Here is a 21,602-nt window from a genome sequence, read left to right as displayed (position 1 = left end):
GACCTCCTAAGCCTGTTGCATGACAAACGCCACCGCCGCTGAGAGCCTTGCCCAGCGTTGCGACTCGCTCGTCAGCTTCTTCTTTCCCTCAGCCGTCAATTGGTAGAACTTTGCGCGGCGATTGTTTTCCGAGGCCCCCCATTTAGCTGACAGCAGACCACGAAGCTCCAGACGGTGAAGCGCCGGGTATAGTGCACCCTCTTCCACGCGCAGTACTTGCTGTGACATCTGGTGGATCCACTCGGCTATGCCATAGCCGTGCATTGCGCCCCGCATCAGAGATTTCAGTATCAACATATCGAGCGTGCCCTGAATCAGGTCGCCGGATGTATCGCGAATGTTTTCCATAAACTATTTATGGGAAGCATAGACAGCGACAGATTTCCTGTCAAACGCGGAGTTTGGCCTCAGCGCATCGGCTGATTACACTGTTTCTTTGCAGTTGTTACTGAAAGCTGAGTAGAGATGGGTCTTTTCCTCAAAAAGAAGCTCAAGCAGGAACATAAGGTCATGATGCAGGCGGAGCGCGCCGCCGGTGCGCTTCTGCCTGAATATCATCGCGCCACGCCGGAGTGTCCGCATCCGGAGCGCTGGAGCATGTATGATTCGATGACCGCCGAAGTCGAGGTGCTGGAGTTTCTTCGCACTCTGGTCACGACCGTCAAGCCCGAGCTGGTGGTCGAGACGGGTGCGTTTCTCGGAGTCAGCACTTTGTGGATCGCAGAAGGATTAAAGCGGAATGGTTTCGGCAAGGTGATCAGCTGCGAACTTGATCCAGTGGTCTTCGCAAAAGCGAAGGAAAAGATCGTCACGTCTGAACTCTCGGAGTGGATTGAATTGCGGAATGAGTCGAGCCTGGAGATGAAGATTGACGGACAGATTGACATTCTTTTCAGCGACAGCGACATGCCGATCCGCGAGCCGGAGGTCAGGCGATTCCTGCCGCAGATAAATCCACAGGGGCTCATCCTGCTGCATGACGCCAGCTCGCACCTGAAAGTCGTCCGCGACGCCGCGCTCAGGATGGAATCTGAGGGACTGTTATCTGTTGTGCTGCTGCCTACGCCGCGAGGTTTTGTGGTGGCGCAGAAGCGCGAAGGACGGCGCTAAAAAGACGTATTTTCTTCGCCTTCAGTTCGCTGTTGCCAGCGCCGGAAATTAACACACATCGCCTGTAATGACGCGGGTTTTGTTGATATTCTGGAATGGCTATGCCTACGAAAAAGGAACTCCTCACCAACTCAATCCAGCACATCGATATCAAGCAGCATGACGTTGTCGCGCTGGTCGATGCCATGGAGCACATGGCCTACAGCTCCCGTGATCTCAACCGGGCGGCTTCGATTTACGAGCGGATGCTGCGCGACAAAGATTGCGGTGTCATTCTCTGCCTTGCCGGCTCGCTCATCAGCGCGGGGCTGAAGCAGATTTTTGTCGATTTGATCCGCAACAACATGGTGGATGCCGTGGTTTCGACCGGCGCGAATATTGTCGACCAGGACTTCTTCGAGGCCCTCGGCTTTAAGCATTGGATCGCCAATGACCTTCTCAAGCAGGGCACGGAAGATGCGATGCTGCGCGACCTGATGATCGACCGTATCTACGACACGCTCATTGACGAGGAAGAGCTTCGGTTCTGCGATGAGACCACGGAAAAGATTGCCAACTCGCTCGATCCGCGTCCTTACAGCTCGCGTGAATTCATCCGCGCCATGGGCGCTTATCTCGAAGCGAACGGCAAGACGCCGGACAAGGGCGGCGTCGATTCGATTGTCTATGCGGCCTACCAGAAAGATGTGCCGATCTTCTGTCCCGCCTTCAGTGACTGCTCGGCTGGGTTCGGCCTGGTGGCCCACCAGCACGCGCGTCAGGACAAGCCCAAAGTCTCGCTCGACTCGGCCAAAGATTTTTATGAATTGACGCAGCTCAAGATCGCCAATCCGACCACAGGCCTGCTGATGATCGGCGGCGGCGTTCCGAAGAATTTCGCGCAGGACATTGTGGTTGCCGCTGACGTTCTCGGTAACGAAGCACCCATGCACAAATACGCGATTCAAATCACGGTTGCCGACGTGCGCGACGGAGCGCTCTCTTCCAGCACGCTGAAGGAAGCAAGCTCATGGGGAAAAGTTGATACGACATTTGAGCAGATGGTCTACAGCGAGGCGACGATAGCATTGCCGCTCATCACCGGCTACGCCTATCACAAGAAAGCACACGCCGAACGACCAGAGCGTCGGTGGGCCCGCCTGTTGGAGCCGGTTACCGCGTAACCTCGAGTTAGCTTGAATTAGTTACTTCGGTTACTTCTGAGAAGCCGTCTGTTATTCCGGCGGCTTTCTTTATTGAATTAGGAGGTAGATTCTCTTTTTCTTTTCGAAAAATGAAGCTGCTCCCAAAATAATCTGGTTGGCCGTTTCAAGAATGGAGTACTATCTTTCTCGCCGAGATAAATGAAGCCTTCCCTCCCTTGTTTCACTTTCTCCGCGGAGTACTGCCATGTTGTTGATTGTTTCAACAGTTGCCACTCTCTATTTAGCCTGCTTTCTGTGGTTCAGATCGTTGTGCCGGGCCGCGATCCGCTCCTATGAGTCATCGGTTGAACGTTGTTGCACAACATCAAACCTGATTCCTTTTGAGCGTGGCCTCGAATTGCGCGTCAATAAGCAGTAGCGCGTAGTTCACAAAGCTCCTGTTCCCTTAGAAAACGTGATGCTCTTCGTCGAAGAGCAGCTTGCGCGCATCATCGGGCGTGGAGCCGGTTTCCGCTTCTGCCCGTAGACGGGCGACGGAAAGCCAGTTGTCCTTGTGCGGGCGCTCAGCAACCCAAGGCGGCAATGACATGCACAGATAATGGCTCAGGGCTTCGGAATACCCCTCGTATAGCTGACGCATTTGTCGCAGACGCGCGGGCGAGTGCGCGTCTCTGCAAAGATGGACACCTGATTGGCACATCTGGTCGTATACCAACTGGAACTGCTTTTCCGACAAGCGATCAGGCATCTCCTTTATCGGATCTAACGAGAATACCTGTGCCAAATCAACCAGAGCGTGCCGGGCCATGGCGAATGTCAATTGCGCCTGTCGAGCCGGTTGTTCCTGCACGCCGGAGATGAGCAGTGCACAGGTGTCCAGAATGGCGGTAAGTGCACTGAGCCAGCTCTGATGCGTGTGCTGAGAACGGAAGTAGCAGAGCAGCGGATAAGATATATGGCTTTCCAGCAATTCTGCTGACCAGCGTTCCCACTCTTCCAATAGAAGAACCAGCGCGGCGTTGCCACCATCGAAAGAATGGCGGCGCAACAACTCGACGGCGGTGGGAGGGGAGCCGGCACGCGCATCAAGCAGGGAGATACTTACCTCGCGCCGCGAAAATGCCGCGTAAAGCACCGGGAAATAGCCAATCACCATGGCCACAAAGCCCAGGCCCATTCCCGCTTCGAGTATGACGAGGTCGCGGATGATGTATTGGTGCGGCACCACATCGCCGAGACCAAGCGTAAAGAGAGTGGTTCCACTAACGTATATGTCGGAACGCAGACCCACGGTGCGCCCCAGCGGATCAGCGAATGGCGAACCAAGGGCGTAAAAGATAAGACTAAAGCCGAAGACCAGAGCACTGGCCCAGACGACAATCAGCAAAACAAGCGAGAGCGGACCATAAAAGCTCAGCATTGTCTCGCGTTTGCGCTCGCTTTTTACTCTGTTGGCAAACCATGACCAAGGTGTCCATGTGACGATGTAAAAGATGCGCGTGATGCGGAACCTGCCCGTTGCCCGGCGCGGCAGAATCACAGTCTGGAATGCATCCAGCAATGCGAAGAACAAACACGCGACCCCCACAATCAGAGTAAGAACATGCACAATGTTTCTCGCTTTCTGATGCGCTTAGAAGAGCAGGAATCGAAGCCCGCGTCAACGCCTTCAGGCTGTTCTACACTTGCAGCATGAATGAGATTGGCCGCCTGCTGGTGGGTATTGGGCTATTTTTGCTCTTGCTTGGCGGCCTTGTTTTGCTTCTCGGCAAGGCCGGAATCCCCCTTGGCCGACTGCCCGGGGACATAGCGTACCGCGGCAAGCACACTTCCTTTTATTTTCCGCTGGCCACCTGCATTTTGCTCAGCGTAGCGCTCTCGCTTGTCTTCTACCTGCTGTCGCGCTTTCGGCGATAGACTGGATCTTTGTGAATCACTCAGCATCAGAATCCGGTCCGCAACTGGGCTTCGTTTTTGACGGCCCTCCAGTGGAGGCTCGACGCGTCTGGAAGGTCGCGGAACTTGTCGGCGAAGTGCGGCTGTACATTGAACGTGAATACGCCGATTTGTGGGTAGAGGGTGAGATTTCCAATCTGCGCCTTGCGCCGTCCGGCCATGTGTACTTCACGTTAAAGGATGGTGATGCCCAGCTCCCAGCCGTGCTCTTCCGGCGACAAGCATCGCTTTTGCGTTTTCGTCCGGAAGACGGTCTTCAGGTCGTCGTGCGTGGGAAGGTGTCTGTCTATGAGCAACGCGGACAGATGCAGATCGTCGCGGAATTCATAGAGCCTGTTGGCGCTGGCTCTCTGCAAATTGCTTTTGAACAGTTAAAGGCGCGGCTGAAAGAGGAGGGTCTTTTCGATCCCAACAGGAAGATTCCGTTGCCGGCTTTCCCGCGCTGCGTGGGAATCATAACGTCGCCTGCAGGCGCTGTCATTCGCGATTTTCTGAACGTCTCTACGCGCCGCCATGCGCCCCTTGATGTCTTACTATATCCAGCGCCGATGCAGGGAGAAACCGCAGCTGCTGAAGTGGCTGCCGGCATCGCATTCTTCAATCGAGCGCGTTCTGTCGACGTGATCGTCGTTGCTCGCGGCGGCGGATCTATCGAAGATCTGGCGCCTTTCAATTCTGAGTTGCTTGCGCGAGCTATTGCCAAATCTGACTTGCCGATTGTTTCCGCCGTTGGCCACGAAACGGATTTCACCATCGCTGATTTCGTCGCCGACCTGCGCGCTCCGACTCCATCCGCGGCGGCGGAGATCATTACAGGTGCGTTGCACAACGTCGAGGAGCATGTTGAGCAGCTGTCGGCCCGGCTCCAGCGCGCATGCCGCTATCGAGTGATGCAGGCACACGACAGCTTTGCCCGAATGGGCGTAGAGACATCGCTCGCCAGTCTACGCGAAAGTTTTGCGCGCCGTCAGCAACGGATAGATGAGCTACGTTTCCGCGTCGAAGCCATCTGGAGTGCTGCGAGTCGCGGCCTTTCGGAGCAGTTGAATCTGCTAACAGAACGTTTGCGGCGCCAGGATGCGACACATCATCTTCGACTGATGCGAGAGCGGTTGGGAAGCTTTGAAAACCGGCTTATCAGCGCGCAGCAGGGCTGGATAAATACCAATTCGGCCAACATGCAAGGCTTGACGCGGCAATTGCACGCTCTCTCTCCTCTGGCTGTTTTAAATCGTGGCTACGCACTTGTGTTTGATGAGTCGGGCGCGCTGGTTAAGAAGGCGTCTGCGTTAACGCAGGACCAGCAAATCACGACCCAGCTTGCTCAAGGAAGCATCCAGAGCCGCGTAACGGAAATCGCTTCAGAAAGCGCCACTTAAGAATTATGAGAAAACTGTTCGGCACCGATGGAATCCGCGGAGTGGCTGGTGAATCACCGCTTGATCCCAAAACCATTTACGCGGTTGGACTGGCGCTCGCGCACCAGGTAAAGGCGAGCAACAACCATCCGCGCCTGATTCTCGGCATGGACACCCGCGAATCAAGCTCATGGATTGCCGCAGTGTTGAGTGCAGGAATTTCCGAGGGTGGCGCAAGCGTTGAGAGCGCCGGTGTCATCACGACGCCAGCCATTGCTTACCTTGCGCGCAAGCATACATTTGACGCGGGCGTGGTCATTTCAGCCTCTCATAATCCCTGGCGGGACAATGGCATTAAAGTCTTTGGTGGAAATGGCTATAAGCTTCCTGATGAAATAGAACTGCATATCGAGGAAGAGATATTTCTCCGGATGCCAGTGAGCATGGCAATGCCGGACGCCTGCGCTCTCACTGCCCTGCCAGTCAATCCGCAGTTCCGCGTAGATTATGAAGATTTTCTCCACGCGGTTGTGCCTGGACTGAATCTCGACGGCCTGCATCTCGTGCTGGATTGCGCCAACGGTGCTGCATCAGCTATAGCGCCGGAATTGTTCAGCGAGTTTAGCGGCAAGGTTGATCTCACGCACATCAATCCGAATGGCCGCAACATCAACTCTAACTGCGGAGCCCTGCACCCAGAGATTGTCGCTGCAGAAACTAAATCGCTTCACGCGGACATCGGGGTGACTTTCGATGGCGACGCTGACCGCGCTCTCTTTGCCGACGCCTCCGGCAAAGTGGTCAACGGAGACGCTGTGCTTCTGCTGGCTGCGCGCGATTTGCAAACGCGAAAGCTCCTGAAGCATGGCGTGGTGGTGGCCACAACCATGTCAAACATGGGCCTCGAAGCAGCGCTGCGCCGAGACGGCATCCGAATGCTGCGCGCGCCGGTTGGCGACAAGTATGTGTTGGAATGCATGCAGAAGGAGGATGCGGCGCTCGGCGGCGAGCAGTCCGGACACATACTTTTCCCACATCTTGCAACTACGGGCGATGGTCTGCTGACAGCACTTGTTGTGCTCGATATTGTTCGCCGCACAGGCAAGCCGCTGCATGAGTTGATTGCCGACCTGAAAGTCTTTCCGCAGGTCATCGTCAATATTCGAGTCAGAGAGAAAAAACCGCTTGATGAAATTGCATCTGTCGTAGGCACAATTCGCGACGCCGAGGAAGCACTTGCAGAAAATGGCCGCGTCATCGTACGTTACTCAGGAACCGAAGCACTGGCCCGTATTATGATCGAGTCCGAATCGGAAGACGCCATGCGGCACCATGCGGACCGGATCGCAGGAGCAATCCGCGAAGCGCTAGGCGCATAGCTATTCCAGGTCGCGCCAGTTTGTTCCGAATCCGCAATCGGCAACAATCGGAACCTTCAATTCAATCACATGCTCCATCTCGTGCTTGACCAGGTCCTGCACCTGCTCGGCCTCGTCTTCAGGCACGTCGAAAAGCAACTCGTCGTGGACCTGCAGAGTCATCACCGACTTCAGTTTCTCTTTCGCCAATCTGCCATCAATCCGGATCATCGCGAGCTTAATCAGGTCGGCCGCTGTTCCCTGCAATGGCGTGTTAACTGCTGTGCGTTCGGCAAATCCGCGCAGGTTGGCATTGCGGCTTTGAATGTCGGGGATAGGCCGGACTCGCCCGAACAGGGTCCGCACCCGCTGCTCGTGCCGCACTTCTTCGAGCAGGCGATCAATGTAGGCGCGCACTCCCTGATAGCGCGCGAAGTACGTGTCGATGTAGAGCCTTGCCTCATGCTGGTCGATACCAAGTTGCTGCGCCAATCCAAACGGCGAAATGCCATAGACAATGCCGAAGTTCACAGCTTTGGCGCGGTTGCGCGTTTCCTTGCTCATCTTGTCCACAGGAACACCAAAGACTTCCGACGCGGTGAGCGTGTGGATGTCCTGATCAGTTCGGTAGGCATGCACAAGCAAAGCATCATTTGAGAAATGCGCCATCAGGCGAAGTTCGATTTGCGAGTAGTCGGCGGAAAGGAGCACGCGCCCAGGCGCGGCGATAAAGGCCGCACGAATTTCCCGTCCAAGTTCCGTACGGATAGGAATGTTCTGCAGATTCGGATTGGTCGAGGACAGTCTTCCCGTTGCCGTGCCCACCTGATTGAATGTTGTGTGCACGCGGCCTTCCCTGTCAGCCAGCAGTGGTAGTGTATCCGCATAATTGGACTTCAGCTTGGCAAGCTGCCGGTACTCGAGCACCAGCCTCGGAACATCGTTGTGTGCGGCAAGCTCTTCGAGCACATCCTGCGCGGTGGAGACGACTTTGCCCTTGCCATATTTCAGCGGCTTCGGCAGGTTCATCTTATTGAATAAAACATCGCCGAGTTGCTTCGGCGAATTGATGTTGAAACGATGCCCACAGCGCTGGTAAATCTCTTCGCCTATGCGATGGATCTCCTTTGAAAGGCTTTCTCCCATTCGCTGCAACGCACCGAGATCGATGCGGACTCCGGCTTCTTCCATGCGCAGAAGAATGGGCACCAGAGGAAGATCGATGGTTTCGTAAACGCTGCGAGTGTCTAAAGCATCCGCCTCTTCGCGCAGGACCGGAGTAAGCGTCTGCACCGCATGAACAGCTTCTGGCAGTTGCTTTTCACCAGCTTCGCGCAGTGGATGATGGCTGAAGCGCGCAGTCACATCGCTCAACCTGTGCGAAGCGTGCGTCGGATTGATGAGGTACGAATAGAGCATCAGATCGTCCGGCGCATTTCTGAGCTGGACTCCGTGATGTTCGAGCGCACGCAGCGCTCCTTTCAGATCATGCACGCACTTGGGAATGGACTCGTCTTCGAGCACTTTCTTCACAGCATCCAGCGGCACACGCAGCGCCTGATCGCTGCTTACGGCAACGGCGGCCCGGAACTCCCGCTTTTCAGGAGTTGGCTGCTCTGCTGCGTCAACTAGATCGAGCAACGACATTGTCTTCAGTTCTGGCTTTTTTCCCTCGACCGTTTCGCCTTCCTGCTCACTGGATTGTTCAGCGACAGTCTCAAGTTCGGAAGTTGGTAGCGCAAAGGCAAAGCCACTTTGCCGCGCCTGTGCAATGAATGCTTCGATCTGCTCAGATGAAGGGTCGAGCAGATATTCCACAGGATGCTCCAACTCAGCCGGAGCAAGTTCCTTCAGCAAGGTGGTGAACTCAAGCTCAGTGAAGAGCTGACGGCAGGTATTCGCATCCGGCTGTTGCGTTCGCATTGCATTCAAGTCGAGCTCGATCGGCACTTCGCAATGGATGGTCACCAATTCCTTGCTCAACAGAATCGTGTCGCGATTATTTTCCAGAGACTCGCGATACGTCTTGCGCTTTACTTCCGCTGCGCGATCAAGAGCGGCATCGAGGCTGCCAAATTGCTGAATAATCTCGACCGAGCCTTTGTCGCCGATGCCGGGCGCGCCGGGAATATTGTCGACGGAATCTCCGCGCAGGGCCATTACGTCGATGACTTTCTCCGGCGGTACGCCGAGAGTTTCTTCTACCTTTGAGCGGTCGAGAACCAGGTTATCTTTTACCGGATTCAGGACCTTCACCTGGTGGTTGACCAGTTGCAGCATGTCCTTGTCGTTCGAGACAACATAAACAGGATGACCTTCTTCGGCAGCCTTCTTTGACAGCGTTCCGATCACATCGTCGGCCTCGAAACCTTCGGCTTCGAGTATCGGAATGCGGAAGGCATCCAGCGCGCGGCGGATGTATGGCAGTTGCTGGGCCAAATCCGGCGGCATTTCCGTGCGGTTGGCCTTGTAGCCGGCATAATCCACTTCATCGAAGGTCTGGGTTTTGATGTTGAACTTCCGGATGGTTGTCATCTCTTTCGCGCGCTCGTCGCGGAAGACCTTCCCGCTGATATCGAAGACGGCGGCGAAGTACTCAGGCTGGAAGTCGCGGCGCAGCTTGTTGATCATGTTCACGAAGACATAGGTGGCGGCAGTTGGCACGCCGTTGCGCGTGGACATGGGACGCTGCCGCTGCATCGCATGATAGGCGCGGAAGATGAAGGACATCGAATCGAGCAGGAAAACGGGCGGCTTGTTCGTTGAAGGCATCGAAGTTGAGTCTATCGCTTACGACACGAACATGCAGTCTCCGTAAGAAAAGAAGCGATAGCCAGCTTCGACGGCGTGTTTGTAGGCTGCGAGGACTCGTTCGCGTCCGCCGAAGGCGCAGGCCAACATCAGTAGCGTGGACTGCGGCAGGTGGAAATTTGTAAGCAGCGCATCGACAATGCGAAATTCGTATCCGGGCGAGATGAAGATGCTGGTTGCTCCGGAATGGGGTTCGAGCTTTCCGCACGGCGCGATGCTCGCGCAGTGTTCGAGCGTGCGGACGGTAGTTGTGCCGGCTGCGATGACCCTGCGTCCGTCGCGCTTCGCTGCGTTAACGGCTTTTGCTGTGGTTTGAGGCAGCGTGTAGTGCTCAGTATGCAGGTGAATCTCTTCGACTTTGTCGACTCGCACCGGCTGGAAGGTCCCAAGTCCGACGTGCAGCGTTAGGTATTCGATTTGAATTCCCCTTTCGCGTAATTTCTGCAGAATTTCTGGGGTGAAGTGCAATCCTGCCGTTGGAGCGGCGACCGATCCGCGCTGCTCGGCATAGACCGTTTGGTAGCGCTCCCTGTCGGCGGCGTTATCCGGGCGATGGATGTAGGGCGGCAGGGGTATGTGGCCCAGTTTCTCGATTGCGCCGTAAAAGTCAGCCACCGTCTCGAAGCGCAATGTCCGCTCTCCGAATTCTCCGTGAGCGATGACTTCGGCGTTCAGGGTGTTGTCATCGAAGGTGAGCCGTTCTCCTGTCAGCACTTTGCGTCCCGGGCGCGCGAGGACTTTCCATTCCCATTCGTTTACCTGTTCTGTAAGCAGTATCTGGATGCGTCCGGTGGTCTTGTGGCCCTTCTGCGTGTGCAGTCCGGCACGGTGGGCGAAGAGGCGCGCCGGGATAACCCGGCTGTTGTTCAGAACCAGGACATCGCCTTCCTGGAGTATGTCCGGGAATTCGCGGAAGCGGTGGTCTTCGTATTCTCCCGTATTGCGGTTGAGCGTGAGCATGCGCGCTCCCGCCCGGTCTTCGAGTGGTTTTTGCGCTATGAGTTCTTCGGGTAGATGGAAGTTGAAATCGGAGACTTGCACTGATTTAATTTTATCTGCACCAATTCACTCACAGTTCGATAAGAGTCCAGGGCTAAAGCCCTCTATCCCCTTTTTTTATTCACTTATTCACTGGCCTGGAAGGCCAGTGCTTCTACCCGGCTTTGCTTCGCAAAGCTATGTGGTTGTCTGCGTTCAGTCTTGCTCGTTCCATGGCTTCGTTGAGTTCCATTCGCTTTGCTTCGAGCATTGCCGCGTCGGCGTCTTTCGCCGGGGGCGCTACTGCGCGCGACCAGCTTACGATGACCTTCGAGAACGGTTTGGGGATGAGGAAGCGGTCCCAGGAATTCAGGGTCCATGCACGCTCTGGGAGTAGATAGAAGCTGCCGATTTCCCTCTGCGTTATCTGCGCCAACTTTACGGGACCCATCTTGGTCTGGTAGATCGGGCCTCGTGGACCGTCGGCAGTGAAGGCCACTGCGAATCCTCCGGACAGGATTTCCTGCATGGTAAGCATTACGGCTGCGCCTCCGAAAGAACTTGACCCGCGCACGGTCTCAAAACCGAGCAGTTCGAGCGTGCGGGCGATCAGCTCGCCGTCGAAGCTGCGACTGATGAGGACAGTGCAGCGGTACTTGCGGAAGTACCATCCGCAAGGTAGCGTGCACTGGTGCCAGAAGCAGAAGATTCCTTTGGCCGGAATTGGGGATGGAATGGCGCCGTCTTCGGCGATGACCTCGAATCGAAGCGTTGTCCCGATGGCAGCCAGAATCGCGGCGGTAAGGCGCGGGATAACAGCCAGCGCAATCCGCTGCGAGAGGGTGAAGTCTTTTCGGGTCACGTTCCTGATTTTATCCGGGCCTACCTCGCTCAATTCCAGCTATTGCCTTATCTTCTTTATTCAGAGGTTGCTTCCTTAAGAACCTTGTTGTTTGAGTGACTTCGTCTTTTCGACTTCCCCGCGAATCTATGGAGAACCGGTTCGTATTTCCAATCTCAATCCTCGCTAAAGCGTCTCCACTTTTCGCAGGCGAAAAGGATAGGCAACGCTCATTGGATGGCAGTGCTAATCCGTCGCGCTGCCTTTCCAACTGATTTACGCATCTTAGAAAATCGAAGGAGCGGGCCGTGTGCGACTGAAATGTTTTGTTCGAGGTTATGTCTTATTACTCGCGGTAATGGCTGGATGCGGTGTGTCGCCGTTCCACACTTCGCCGCCAACTGGACGGCAAGAGCCTGTTGCCTGCTGGGGCGACTCTTTGACACAGGGCAATCAGGATGGAACCGGAGTTAGTTATCCGGGCGAATTGCAGCAACTGCTCGGGGTTTCGGTTTACAACGGAGGTGTCGACGGCCAAACGTCCATGCAAATCACGGCTCGCATGCTTGCTGCCAAAAACATGTATGGCGATAAGGCCGTGATTTGGGCGGGCAGAGACAATTACAAGCAGCCGTCGGACCCGGAGTCGCAAATACTTTCAGACATTGCCTCGATGGCGAATGCTCTTACCTCTTCGCCCAAAAGATACCTCGTCCTGAGCGTTCCAAACTCAGACGGTATATGGGAAGTAAAGGGAACTCAGGTTTATAAGAGGATAATGTCACTCAACAGCGTTTTGGCAACGACTTATCCAGATCATTATCTCGACATCCGCTCGTACCTTGTCAGCCAGTATGATCCGACAAATCCGCTTGATGTGTTTGACCATAAGAATGACGTGCTGCCTGCATCACTCCGCGCTCACAATCTCACCGGCAGCCTGGCCGCACCTGTCGGGGAATCGGATACAACAATTTATATGAATGTAACCAGTGCAGTGCATCCGATCATATCGAATGTCCTCGCAATCGATTCAGAATTTATGTGTGTTACAGGGGTCACGGCGCCGACCTTACCCGGCACACCATATGTGCTCACAGTGCTTCGTGGCTATGCCAACTCAAAGGTCAGCCCGCACCTGGCAAATAGGGCAATGGTTGGAATTGATCCATTGCACCTTAATGCAAATGGCTACACAAAAGTAGCTCAGCAGGTTGCGAACTGGCTCAATTCGCACTAGCGCTGAGGCTTGTAATTTTGCCTTCGGCAGTATGTATCGTGCTTCCAGGTTGATGCTTCTAGCCTTTTACGTAAAAACCATTCAATGAAGAGCAACAACGCTCAGAATAAAGACGGCCGTGCCGATCCGCCGAGAAGCGAAGAGTTCATGGTGAAGATGTTGTGATGGCCTTCGCTTCCTCCCCAGGCGAACATGAGCGAGACCATGGGGAAACCGCCGGCCCGGAGTGTGATCCCAGCGGCGAAGCTGTCTTTCAGCTGATTGAAGTCGATATCGCTGCGCGCAACAGCGACTTTGGCCTGGTCTGCGAGAAAGCTGAAGCCGAAGGGGCCCCAGATCGAGTGCTCGAAGCTCTCGCGCATAAGCAAAACGTTCGGTGCGCGGAAACGATAGTCCTGATAGCTTGAGAGCGCCATTGCACCATTGACGTCAGAGCCGCCAAGAGTGGGCTGGAAATAGAACGGGACTGTGTTGACGGACGAGGCGAACGACTCGGAAAGCAGCATGCGAAAGCCGATCGAGCCATTCAGGTTTCGCGAGTGTGAGACCGGCGGGCACTTGTCACTAAGCTGTGCGCACTCATCCGGACCATGAACATCGGTGTTCGTTGCCGCTCCCGACTTAGTGTATCCGTAAAGGTAAAAATTATGGTTTAGGTCAACCGTCCAGCGCAGAAAAGAATGATGAGAGTCGGCTGAGGCTGCAAACTGCTGAAAGTTCCCTAGATAGTTCAATTGGAAGCGGTCTCCAAAAGTCGGCTTTATGCGCACACCTTCTCCAAACTGGGCCATAGCTGGCTGCGAACTCAGGCCCGGTGCGGTTGCGTCCGTATAAAGGGCTTCAATTGAGGGGTACGACTCGCCATGATTACCCCGCACGCTCACGAACCGGCCATTCATCTCTCCAAGCAGCGCAAGGTTAAGCGGTCGGATGGCCTTCCACTCATACACGGGCTTGATGGCGTTCACGCCGACAATTGTCTGCGTCATGCCGAAGACAGACTGTCCCGCAAGCGTGGAGCTGTTACCGAGTCCGAAGTAGAAGAGCTTGTTCAGCGAAATGGTCTGCGCATACAGATTAAGTACGGTGTTGGGATGAATGAAAAGCGGCGCCTTTGTTCCGGATGTCGATCCGGTTGCGCCTGCTCCTGAAGGCACAGGGTTAAGCACTTTAATGTTCTCAGGCGGGGTGTGGATCATCTTCATATAGCCGCCTGCGCGGAAAGAGCCGTTGAATGAGCCCACCGCGTCCACGTCCCATGTCATACGCCAGTTTTTGGTGTTCTGGCCCGCCACGAAAGCCGCCCCAAGCGCGAAACCGTTTTGCGGCGGCATGCTTCCTGCCGCGATGTGCAATGGATGATCGGTGAAGAGCTCAATACCGCATCCGGGAATTCCCTTGACGCCGGTGCCTTTGCAAGCCTCCGCCATACGTTCACTTTCGCGCCGGAAATCTGCCTGTAACTTGCCTTCCTGAGCGAATGCCAGCAGAGACGCAAACCACAAGATCACCGCTACACTCCATCGCATATCGCCCCTCCTCAAAAGACTTGCGCTGCTATTTCTTCTTTGGCGCGACTTTGGTCTTTTTGTTTTTGGCGTTGTTGTTCGGGCCCTTCGGCGCTGACTCTTCGGCCACGGCGGCAATTTGCAGCACAGGCGCCCGTTTCTTCGGCGCGGGTCTTACGCGCTGCCTGGCTGCATCTACGTGTGCGCGATGGATCGCCGCTGTTACTTCGCGAATGTAGTTGGCGACTTCCCCTTCAGTCTTGATGGCGTTGACATAAATATCCGTGCGATAGCGCAGCGGGAGCCGCTTCTCCGCCTCGTGCATATGCTCCACCTGCGACAGCAACAGAGCATTCGCAGGACGGTTCGGGTTCATTGCGTCTTTTGGCGGTCTGGGGACTTGAATGATGGCCATTGGCTGCCTCCTCCTTGCCTGCGTTAAACATCAAACTCGGGACAATCATTCCGCATGGCCGCGAGCGAAAGCAGGTTCCTTGCCGGGTCGACGGGCTGCGTCTTTGGCTCAAGAAATACGTCTGCGTTTTTTTCGCGGGGCGAGCGTGGGCCGTAATCTCCCAGGAAGAATTTCGTGACTGTCCCTGGAATCGAAGCATGATCGAATGTGCGATCGACCACTGTTCCCTTCTGAATCCAGGGCGAGATGAGCACGGCCGGCACTCTCACGCCTAGCCGGTCGAAGTTGAATGCTGTTCCTGTTCCCGTATCGTTTGCCGAAGCTGTGAATTGATCCGGAGGGCACGCGGGAGGAACGACGTGATCGAAGATGCCACCGTGTTCGTCGTAGACAACGAGGAGCGCTGTGCTGGCCCATAGCGCCGGATTCTTTTTAATTGCCATGTACACCTGCGCTATGAACAGCTCTCCCGCCTGCACGTTGTGGTCAGGATGCTGATCGCTCGCGACCTCCTCTCCTGTATCGGTGTCGTGATCGGAGTAATTCGGTTCAACGAAGGAATAGTCAGGCAGCTGGCCTTTGCTGCAGTCGCTCAGGAACTGATCGAAGGTGCCAAACAGCTCCGGCTGATTCTGCAGCAGGTTGACGATCTCCATCGTCGAGCTGGCTACGTCGTAGTAGTAGAGCTTGGATGTGTGCTTCGGAGATGCATTGATCAGGCGGCTGTAGATGCTCTGGAACGGTTCGCTTATGTACAGGAGATTCATATCGACACGTCCGAATGATGTGCCGTAGTGCGCGAAAGCGCGATTGCAGATCGTTGGGCCTGGGATTGAGGCGAACCAGCGATTAAAAACGGCGAACTCCGACGCGAGAGTCGTCAACACGGGCAGCTTTTCCTTCGGGAAGTAGTACATGATCTTCTGCGAGTGCTGCACGTCTCTTCTCTGGTTGAAATAGCTCTTGATGAACCCCTGCATGTTCGCGGTGCGATTCGCGCTCGTATCTCCACCGAAGATCTGAATATCCACGGCAGGAAAATGATGATCGGGATCGGGATCGACTTGGCCTTGAAATTCCGCCAGCGGTTGCGGCTTCACTTGCGTGCCGTTGGTGTCCGGATTGCTTATCGCATTTTGAATGCCATCGATGCGCGGATCATCGGCGCCGAGCGAGCCGAGCATGTGGTCAAACGAGCGGTTCTCCATCATCAAGACGACGATATGCTGGAGACCATCGAGTCCGGGTGCTGATCCATTTGCCATTCATGACTCCATTGGATGAAGTACTGCCAGGTTGCTTTTACTTCAATCACGAGCGCAAGGGCAATGCCTAATCGGCCAACAGTCGATAGTGCGGCGGCAAGTGCTGCCGTTTCTCAAATCGACTCGCCAGCACTTGCATCTGTGTTATATCGGGGGATGTGAGAGACAAGTTTTACTCCAGTGAGTGCACTTATGCCAAGTCTTTGTATCAGGGATTAAGTAAATCGCCGGCCCCGGCGAAGGAGACCCCAGAATGATTGGTGAGGAGTCAACAAACAGACAAGAATTCGGGTGTCTCCCCTTGCAGTTGGTTGCAATACTTGCCGCAGCGGGACTGGTTATGGCCGGATGCCACAAGCCAATTACACAACAGACTCCGTCACTCAGCGTACCTGGACCAGTCGAGCATCTGGCTGTGGTTCGCGGCGATAACATGATTTGGCTCACCTGGACTATGCCTCACAAGACAACAGACGGACACAAAATTAAGACCGACATCACCATACAAGTGTGTCGGCGCGAGGATATTTCCGGAACCTGCACCAATGCAGGAGATTCGTTCCTCCTAGCTCCAAGCGCGACTGGATCATTTTCTGAGATGCTACCTCCAGAACTCACATCAGGACCTGCGCGAGCTCTGTATTATTTCGTGGAGTTAAGGAACAGCAATGGCCGGTCGACGGGATTGACCAATAGCGTATGGACAGTGGCAGGCAATGGTCCCTCACCCATTGTGGAGTTCACCGCCGTGACGCACGAAAATGGTGTACTGCTACGTTGGAAGCCATCCAGTTCGGGAGATAATCCGAGTGACACGGTGATTCGGGTGTACCGCAGGCTTTTGACATCGACTCGCGTCGCGCAAGCACAATTAGCGGAGCAGAAGCTGCTAATTGAGTTACCCGGGACATTTGACCATGCTGTTGACAATGAGGTTCACGTCGGCAGCATTTATGAGTATCGGGTTCAATGCGTTGGCAGAGTCACCGTAAATAAGCAAACGCTTGAGTCGCCGGGCCGATTTTCCTTACCAATACGCATCCAGGTAGGAAGTGCCGGGCCGTCTTCAGCGGGACTTGACAAATCAGACTGACAAATCAGGCTAGTGTCTGGACGGATAGGTGCCAATCTAGCTGTATCTCAACCATCTCAGCATTTCCGGGATAGTGGCCCGTTTGCCGTACATGAGGATTCCGATGCGGTAGATGCGCGACGAGAACCAGACGACGAAGACGACCGAGAGCAGCAACAGGACGAGCGACAGGGCGATCTGCCACATGGGCGGGAACTGCGAGGCGATGCGCAGAAACATGGCGATAGGCGCGCAGGGTGGGAAGAGCGACACGACCACCGACCAGAAGGAGTTGGGGTTGCTCATGATGAAGGTGATCATGCTGAAGCTGAGCCAGACAGGCACGGCGGCCAGCGGGGCATATTGCTGGAGTTCCTGCTCGCTCTCGCAGGTGGCGGCGAGGCCGGCGAAGAGCGTGCTGTAGAGGGCGTATCCGAGCAGGAAATAGACTGCGAAGAGGATGATTTCCGGAATCGAGATATGAATCTGGAAGTCGCCCGTCATCACGCTGGCGGCGAGCGCTGTGGTTGAGAAAATTCCGGCGGCGGCGGCCCAGATGGCAAGCTGCGTGAGGCCGACTGCGCCGATGCCGATGAGCTTTCCAGCAAGCATGTTTTTTGGCTCGACGGTCGAAAGCATGACTTCAAAAATGCGTGATGTCTTTTCCTGAATGACTGACCGGCCCACGTTCATGCCGTACATCATGACGGTGAAGGTGAGCAGGAAGGCCATGACGTATGCGGCGATGAAGGTGCCCAGCGTGCTCGAGTCCATCTCTTTGCCGTCGCGTACCTGGCGGGTCTTGATCTTGACGCCTTTAGTAAGCGTGGCGGCATCGGTGGCGGCGACGCCGTGGCCGGTGAGCTGCTGCTGCAGGATGGCTTTGTCCAGCGAGTCGGAGAGACGGCCTGCAGTGGTGAAGTCGCCGGAAGATCGTCCGGCATAGATGGCGGTTGTTTTGCCGCTGCTTGCGTCCTGGGTGAGCCACAGGTATCCGTCAATCTGCTTCTGGCTGACCTGGTCGATGAGCTGCTGGCGGTCGGAGGCGGCGGCAGGCGCGACGACATCGACCTTGAGGTTGGCGTCCTTGTCAGTAAGCAGTTGCGCGCGCACGTCTTCCGCCAGCGTAGCGTTATTGGCAGCGACGACGAAGTGCTCGCCGGAGCCTGAATACTTACCTGCAAGCACAGAGATCGCGATGACGACGGCGAAGATCACGGGGATGAGAATGGTGGTGATCTTGAAGGCCTTGCCGCGCACCTGCTCGAGGTATTCGCGTTTGGCGATGAGCCGGATATCACGCATCGACTTTTTCTCCCACGGTCTTGATGAAGATCTCTTCGAGTGACGGCTCGATCAACTCGAATCTATAGATGGCCGCCTTTTCTGCCGCGGCGTGGAGGAGACTCTGCGCGTCGGCGTGCGGCTTGAGCCTGATATCGACGTGACTGGAGTAGTCCTTATATTCAGCGATCGCGGGGTGGTTGAGGAATGCGTTGTCGCCTTCAAAGTCGATGATGACATGGTTGCGCTCGTAGCGCGATTTGACCTCACGCATGCCGCCGGAGAGCACTCCTTCGCCGCGGTTGACGAGGCAGATGGCGTCGCAGAGCTTCTCAACCTGGTCCATGCGGTGCGTGGAGAAGAGGATGGCGCGGCCCTTTTTTTTGAGGTCGACCAGCGTGTCCTGCAACAGCGTCGTGTTGACGGGGTCGAGGCCGGAGAAAGGCTCGTCCATGATGATGAGCGCGGGGTCATGCAAGAGCGTGGCGATGAACTGGATTTTCTGCTGCATGCCCTTAGAGAGCTCTTCGGTTTTCTTGTCGGCGGCGTCGAGAATCTGCAGGCGCTCGCACCAGTCATGGGAGCGGCGACCGGCAGTGGCGGGGTCGAGGCCGCGCAGTTGGCCCATGAAAATGAGTTGGTCCATGACTTTCATCTTTTTGTAAAGGCCTCGCTCTTCGGGCAAATAACCGACGTTTTTGAGGCTCTCGCGTGTGAAGGGTTTGCCGAGGAGGTTGACTGTGCCGGAGTCGGGCATAGTGATGCCGACCATCATGCGAATGGTGGAGGTTTTGCCTGCTCCGTTGGGGCCGAGAAGGCCGAACATGGTCCCGGCGTCGATGCGGAAGCTCAGGTCTTTGACGGCTATTTTGTTTTCATATGACTTTGAGATGCGGTCCAGTTCTACGACTGCGGCCATGCGTTCTCCTGGGGGATGGGGACAGTTTAGCAGGGGCAGATTGTTGGCCGGGATGCGATTTGTTTTACCGCAGAGGACGCTGAGGCTGCGCGGAGGTGCGCTGAGGAAAATCTTTCACCATCCTTCGGCTTCGCTCAATGCAGGCTCCGGACGCGGTAGCACAGAGAATCAGCAGTTAAAGCTGATAGCATCCATTCTGTGCCGGGGCTGGAAACACACGTTCAATTTGTGAAGGGCATTGGGCCGCGCATTGCCGAAACACTCGCCGCCAAGGGCATCTCGACGGTTGAGGACCTGCTGTATCACCTGCCGTTTCGATATGAGGACCGGCTGCATCCACAGCCTCTGAACGAATTGAAGGGTGGCGAGATGGCGAGCGTCATCGGCGAGGTGCGCGGCACAGTGCTGCTGCGGACGCGCTCGATGCCCATCTTCGAGATGACGGTTGGGCAAGGCATCTCTTCACTCAAGTGCATGTGGTTTCACGGCACGTATCTCAAGGACAAGTTTCATTCGGGACAAATGCTGGCGCTTTACGGCAAGGTGGAGGCGTCGCGTTCAGGGCGCGGCTTCAAGATGATTCAGCCGCAGGTGGAGGTTTTGTCGAGTGATGAAGAAGAAGGCGATCTGCTCGAAGTTGGGCGGATTGTTCCTGTGTATGAATCTCTGAGCGGAAACAAGCTGACAGCACGGTGGATTCGGCGGATCGTCTACAGGCTGATCGGTGAGCTTGAGGGGCATGTGCTGGAAACCCTGCCGTGCGCGCTGATCGAGCGGCTTGCATTGCCGGGCCGCGAAGAAGCTCTGCGGAGTGTTCACTTCCCTCCTGCGGGAACGCCCATGGTGAAGCTTCAGGGCTCGACGACGCTGGCGCACAGGCGGCTGATTTTTGAAGAGCTGTTTTACCTTGAACTGGGATTGGAACTGAAGAGGCGGCGCTTTAAGGAGCGCGCCGGAATTGGGTTTGAGACCACGGAGAAGGTGCGCACGGCGATCCGCGAGATTCTGCCCTTTCATCCGACAGCGGCGCAGAAGCGGGCGCTGGGTGAGATCGTTGCCGATATGCGGCGGCCTTCTCCGATGCGGCGTCTGCTGCAGGGCGATGTGGGGTCGGGTAAGACCATCGTTGCGCTGCAGGCGATGCTGGTGGCGATTGAGAACGGCTATCAGGCGGCGCTGATGGCGCCGACGGAGATTCTGGCAACGCAGCATTATCTGGCGGCTAAAACGCTGCTGGAGCGGTCGTCACGGCACTATCGAATTGTATTGCTGACGGGATCACTCGATGACGATGTGAAGCGGCTGGCGCGCAGCAGGATTTATCAGGGCGAAGCGGATCTGGTCATTGGGACCCATGCGCTGATTGAGGAGAAGGTCGAGTTTGCGAAGCTGGGCTTGATTGTGGTGGATGAGCAGCACCGGTTCGGCGTGCTACAGCGCTTCCGGTTAATGAAGAAGCCGAGTGATGCGGAGCCCGATGTGCTGGTGATGACGGCAACGCCGATTCCGCGGACGCTGGCGCTGTCTTTATATGGCGATCTGGATTTGAGCGTGCTCGATGAATTGCCGCCGGGACGCACGCCTATTGTGACGCGGAAAGTTTCTGATGAGCGCGCGGATGAGGTCTGGAAGTTTGTGCGCGAGCAGGTAGGTAAGGGCCATCAGGCGTATGTCGTCTATCCGGTAATTGAGGGTGCGCGGGACGACCAGCCGGAACTTGATTTTGTTCCGCTGGAGGGAGAAAAAGACGGCGAATTAGCATCAAAGTCGCGCAAAAAAGGGGCAATTAAGACGCAAAATGCTGCACTTTTTGACAAGCCAACGCTCAAGGCCGCTACGGACATGTACGAGGCGCTTCGTACCGGCGCTTTAGCCGGGCTGCGGCTCGGGTTGCTGCATGGACGGCTGGATTCGGATGAAAAAGAAATTGTGATGCGGCGCTTTCAGCGTGGCGAGATCGACGTGCTGATCTCGACTACTGTGATTGAAGTGGGCGTAGATGTGCCGAATGCGACAGTCATGGTCATTGAACATGCGGAACGCTTCGGGCTGGCGCAACTACACCAGCTCCGCGGGCGCGTCGGACGCGGGGCGGCGAAGTCGTATTGCATTTTGATGACTGGCGGCAAGGTTTCTCCGCAGGCCGAGGAGCGTCTGGCGGCGATGGTTCGCACGCAAAATGGATTTGAACTGGCGGAGCTTGATCTGCAACTGCGTGGGCCCGGGGAGTTTTTCGGGACGAGGCAGGCTGGGCTGCCTGATTTTCGCGTGGCGAACCTGGTGCGGGACCGGGAGTTGCTGGAGTTGGCGAAGACGGAGGCGGCGCGGTTTGTGGACCATCC

18 protein-coding genes are annotated in these 21,602 nt (G+C 55.8%); 8 read left to right on the top strand and 10 right to left on the bottom strand.

Annotated elements, in window-relative coordinates:
* Positions 1 to 6: 6 nt before the first annotated feature.
* Positions 7 to 348 carry a PadR family transcriptional regulator gene (locus tag VEV40_RS18650; RefSeq protein WP_324834519.1) on the bottom strand — a complete coding sequence of 114 codons (342 nt, stop codon included), beginning with the start codon at positions 346 to 348 and terminating at the stop codon, positions 7 to 9.
* 117 nt (positions 349 to 465) lie between these two features.
* Here VEV40_RS18650 and VEV40_RS18645 point away from each other — a divergent pair, with 117 nt between their 5' ends.
* Both VEV40_RS18645 and VEV40_RS18640 read left to right on the top strand, forming a co-directional pair.
* The gene (locus tag VEV40_RS18645; RefSeq protein WP_324834518.1) at positions 466 to 1,110 is read left to right on the top strand and encodes an O-methyltransferase; all 645 of its coding nucleotides are present in this window, start codon (positions 466 to 468) and stop codon (positions 1,108 to 1,110) included.
* 101 nt (positions 1,111 to 1,211) lie between these two features.
* The gene (locus VEV40_RS18640; RefSeq protein ID WP_324834517.1) at positions 1,212 to 2,273 is read left to right on the top strand and encodes a 1,9-bis(guanidino)-5-aza-nonane synthase; all 1,062 of its coding nucleotides are present in this window, start codon (positions 1,212 to 1,214) and stop codon (positions 2,271 to 2,273) included.
* A 427-nt stretch (positions 2,274 to 2,700) separates the two neighbouring features.
* Here VEV40_RS18640 and VEV40_RS18635 read toward each other — a convergent pair whose 3' ends face one another.
* Entirely contained in the window at positions 2,701 to 3,864 is a 1,164-nt protein-coding gene (locus tag VEV40_RS18635; protein ID WP_324834515.1) for a potassium channel family protein, read from the bottom strand.
* 83 nt (positions 3,865 to 3,947) lie between these two features.
* On the opposite strand from VEV40_RS18635, the gene VEV40_RS18630 reads away from it, so the two are divergent.
* From VEV40_RS18630 to glmM, 3 genes are read left to right on the top strand one after another with little or no spacing between them, the layout of a single operon-like run.
* Entirely contained in the window at positions 3,948 to 4,172 is a 225-nt protein-coding gene (locus tag VEV40_RS18630) for a DUF2905 domain-containing protein (RefSeq protein WP_324834513.1), read from the top strand.
* A gap of 11 nt (positions 4,173 to 4,183) precedes the next feature.
* Positions 4,184 to 5,590 carry an exodeoxyribonuclease VII large subunit gene (gene xseA / locus VEV40_RS18625; protein WP_324834512.1) on the top strand — a complete coding sequence of 469 codons (1,407 nt, stop codon included), beginning with the start codon at positions 4,184 to 4,186 and terminating at the stop codon, positions 5,588 to 5,590.
* 5 nt (positions 5,591 to 5,595) lie between these two features.
* The gene (gene glmM, locus VEV40_RS18620; RefSeq protein ID WP_324834511.1) at positions 5,596 to 6,948 is read left to right on the top strand and encodes a phosphoglucosamine mutase; all 1,353 of its coding nucleotides are present in this window, start codon (positions 5,596 to 5,598) and stop codon (positions 6,946 to 6,948) included.
* On the opposite strand, the gene polA is transcribed toward glmM, so the two are convergent.
* The 3 genes from polA to VEV40_RS18605 all read right to left on the bottom strand — a co-directional run bounded on the left by polA (position 6,949) and on the right by VEV40_RS18605 (position 11,578).
* A complete protein-coding gene (polA, locus tag VEV40_RS18615) occupies positions 6,949 to 9,699 on the bottom strand; it encodes a DNA polymerase I (protein WP_324834509.1) in 2,751 nt (916 codons plus the stop codon).
* An 18-nt stretch (positions 9,700 to 9,717) separates the two neighbouring features.
* Positions 9,718 to 10,779, bottom strand: a complete 1,062-nt coding sequence (gene queA, locus VEV40_RS18610) for a tRNA preQ1(34) S-adenosylmethionine ribosyltransferase-isomerase QueA (protein WP_324834507.1) — start codon at positions 10,777 to 10,779, stop codon at positions 9,718 to 9,720.
* A 112-nt stretch (positions 10,780 to 10,891) separates the two neighbouring features.
* Positions 10,892 to 11,578, bottom strand: a complete 687-nt coding sequence (locus VEV40_RS18605) for a lysophospholipid acyltransferase family protein (protein ID WP_324834506.1) — start codon at positions 11,576 to 11,578, stop codon at positions 10,892 to 10,894.
* Between the two features lie 289 nt (positions 11,579 to 11,867).
* Between VEV40_RS18605 and VEV40_RS18600 the strand changes: the two genes are divergently transcribed.
* Complete coding sequence (locus VEV40_RS18600; RefSeq protein WP_324834505.1) at positions 11,868 to 12,797, top strand: GDSL-type esterase/lipase family protein; 930 nt, start codon at positions 11,868 to 11,870, stop codon at positions 12,795 to 12,797.
* A gap of 101 nt (positions 12,798 to 12,898) precedes the next feature.
* Here VEV40_RS18600 and VEV40_RS18595 read toward each other — a convergent pair whose 3' ends face one another.
* From VEV40_RS18595 to VEV40_RS18585, 3 genes are read right to left on the bottom strand one after another with little or no spacing between them, the layout of a single operon-like run.
* Complete coding sequence (locus VEV40_RS18595; protein ID WP_324834504.1) at positions 12,899 to 14,326, bottom strand: hypothetical protein; 1,428 nt, start codon at positions 14,324 to 14,326, stop codon at positions 12,899 to 12,901.
* Positions 14,327 to 14,354: 28 nt separating this feature from the next.
* Positions 14,355 to 14,720, bottom strand: a complete 366-nt coding sequence (locus VEV40_RS18590) for a hypothetical protein (protein WP_324834503.1) — start codon at positions 14,718 to 14,720, stop codon at positions 14,355 to 14,357.
* Between the two features lie 23 nt (positions 14,721 to 14,743).
* Entirely contained in the window at positions 14,744 to 15,985 is a 1,242-nt protein-coding gene (locus tag VEV40_RS18585; protein WP_324834501.1) for an alkaline phosphatase family protein, read from the bottom strand.
* Between the two features lie 301 nt (positions 15,986 to 16,286).
* Between VEV40_RS18585 and VEV40_RS18580 the strand changes: the two genes are divergently transcribed.
* Entirely contained in the window at positions 16,287 to 17,078 is a 792-nt protein-coding gene (locus VEV40_RS18580; RefSeq protein ID WP_324834499.1) for a hypothetical protein, read from the top strand.
* A gap of 36 nt (positions 17,079 to 17,114) precedes the next feature.
* On the opposite strand, the gene VEV40_RS18575 is transcribed toward VEV40_RS18580, so the two are convergent.
* Together VEV40_RS18575 and VEV40_RS18570 are read right to left on the bottom strand one after the other, a co-directional pair.
* Positions 17,115 to 18,362 (bottom strand): ABC transporter permease, encoded by a 1,248-nt coding sequence (locus VEV40_RS18575; RefSeq protein ID WP_324834497.1) that lies wholly within the window; start codon positions 18,360 to 18,362, stop codon positions 17,115 to 17,117.
* A complete protein-coding gene (locus VEV40_RS18570; protein ID WP_324834496.1) occupies positions 18,355 to 19,260 on the bottom strand; it encodes an ABC transporter ATP-binding protein in 906 nt (301 codons plus the stop codon). The genes VEV40_RS18575 and VEV40_RS18570 overlap by 8 nt, the downstream gene beginning before the upstream one ends.
* Positions 19,261 to 19,458: 198 nt before the next feature.
* On the opposite strand from VEV40_RS18570, the gene recG reads away from it, so the two are divergent.
* Positions 19,459 to 21,602: ATP-dependent DNA helicase RecG (gene recG / locus VEV40_RS18565; protein WP_324834494.1), on the top strand; the 2,144-nt coding region annotated here is incomplete at its 3' end.

Origin of the sequence: Alloacidobacterium sp. (genome assembly GCF_035631355.1) — a bacterium.
GTDB lineage: Bacteria > Acidobacteriota > Terriglobia > Terriglobales > Acidobacteriaceae > Alloacidobacterium.
The sequence above is the reverse complement of the archived record's forward strand: the minus strand, read 5'-3'. Positions and strand labels throughout refer to the sequence as shown.

Coding starts and splice junctions, on each gene's coding strand:
- polA (WP_324834509.1), bottom strand. CDS start 9,699: ATGCCTTCAACGAACAAGCCGCCCGTTTTCCTGCTCGATTCGATGTCC.
- VEV40_RS18585 (WP_324834501.1), bottom strand. CDS start 15,985: ATGGCAAATGGATCAGCACCCGGACTCGATGGTCTCCAGCATATCGTC.
- VEV40_RS18595 (WP_324834504.1), bottom strand. CDS start 14,326: ATGCGATGGAGTGTAGCGGTGATCTTGTGGTTTGCGTCTCTGCTGGCA.
- VEV40_RS18575 (WP_324834497.1), bottom strand. CDS start 18,362: ATGCGTGATATCCGGCTCATCGCCAAACGCGAATACCTCGAGCAGGTG.
- VEV40_RS18640 (WP_324834517.1), top strand. CDS start 1,212: ATGCCTACGAAAAAGGAACTCCTCACCAACTCAATCCAGCACATCGAT.
- VEV40_RS18570 (WP_324834496.1), bottom strand. CDS start 19,260: ATGGCCGCAGTCGTAGAACTGGACCGCATCTCAAAGTCATATGAAAAC.
- VEV40_RS18645 (WP_324834518.1), top strand. CDS start 466: ATGGGTCTTTTCCTCAAAAAGAAGCTCAAGCAGGAACATAAGGTCATG.
- VEV40_RS18650 (WP_324834519.1), bottom strand. CDS start 348: ATGGAAAACATTCGCGATACATCCGGCGACCTGATTCAGGGCACGCTC.
- VEV40_RS18630 (WP_324834513.1), top strand. CDS start 3,948: ATGAATGAGATTGGCCGCCTGCTGGTGGGTATTGGGCTATTTTTGCTC.
- VEV40_RS18590 (WP_324834503.1), bottom strand. CDS start 14,720: ATGGCCATCATTCAAGTCCCCAGACCGCCAAAAGACGCAATGAACCCG.
- glmM (WP_324834511.1), top strand. CDS start 5,596: ATGAGAAAACTGTTCGGCACCGATGGAATCCGCGGAGTGGCTGGTGAA.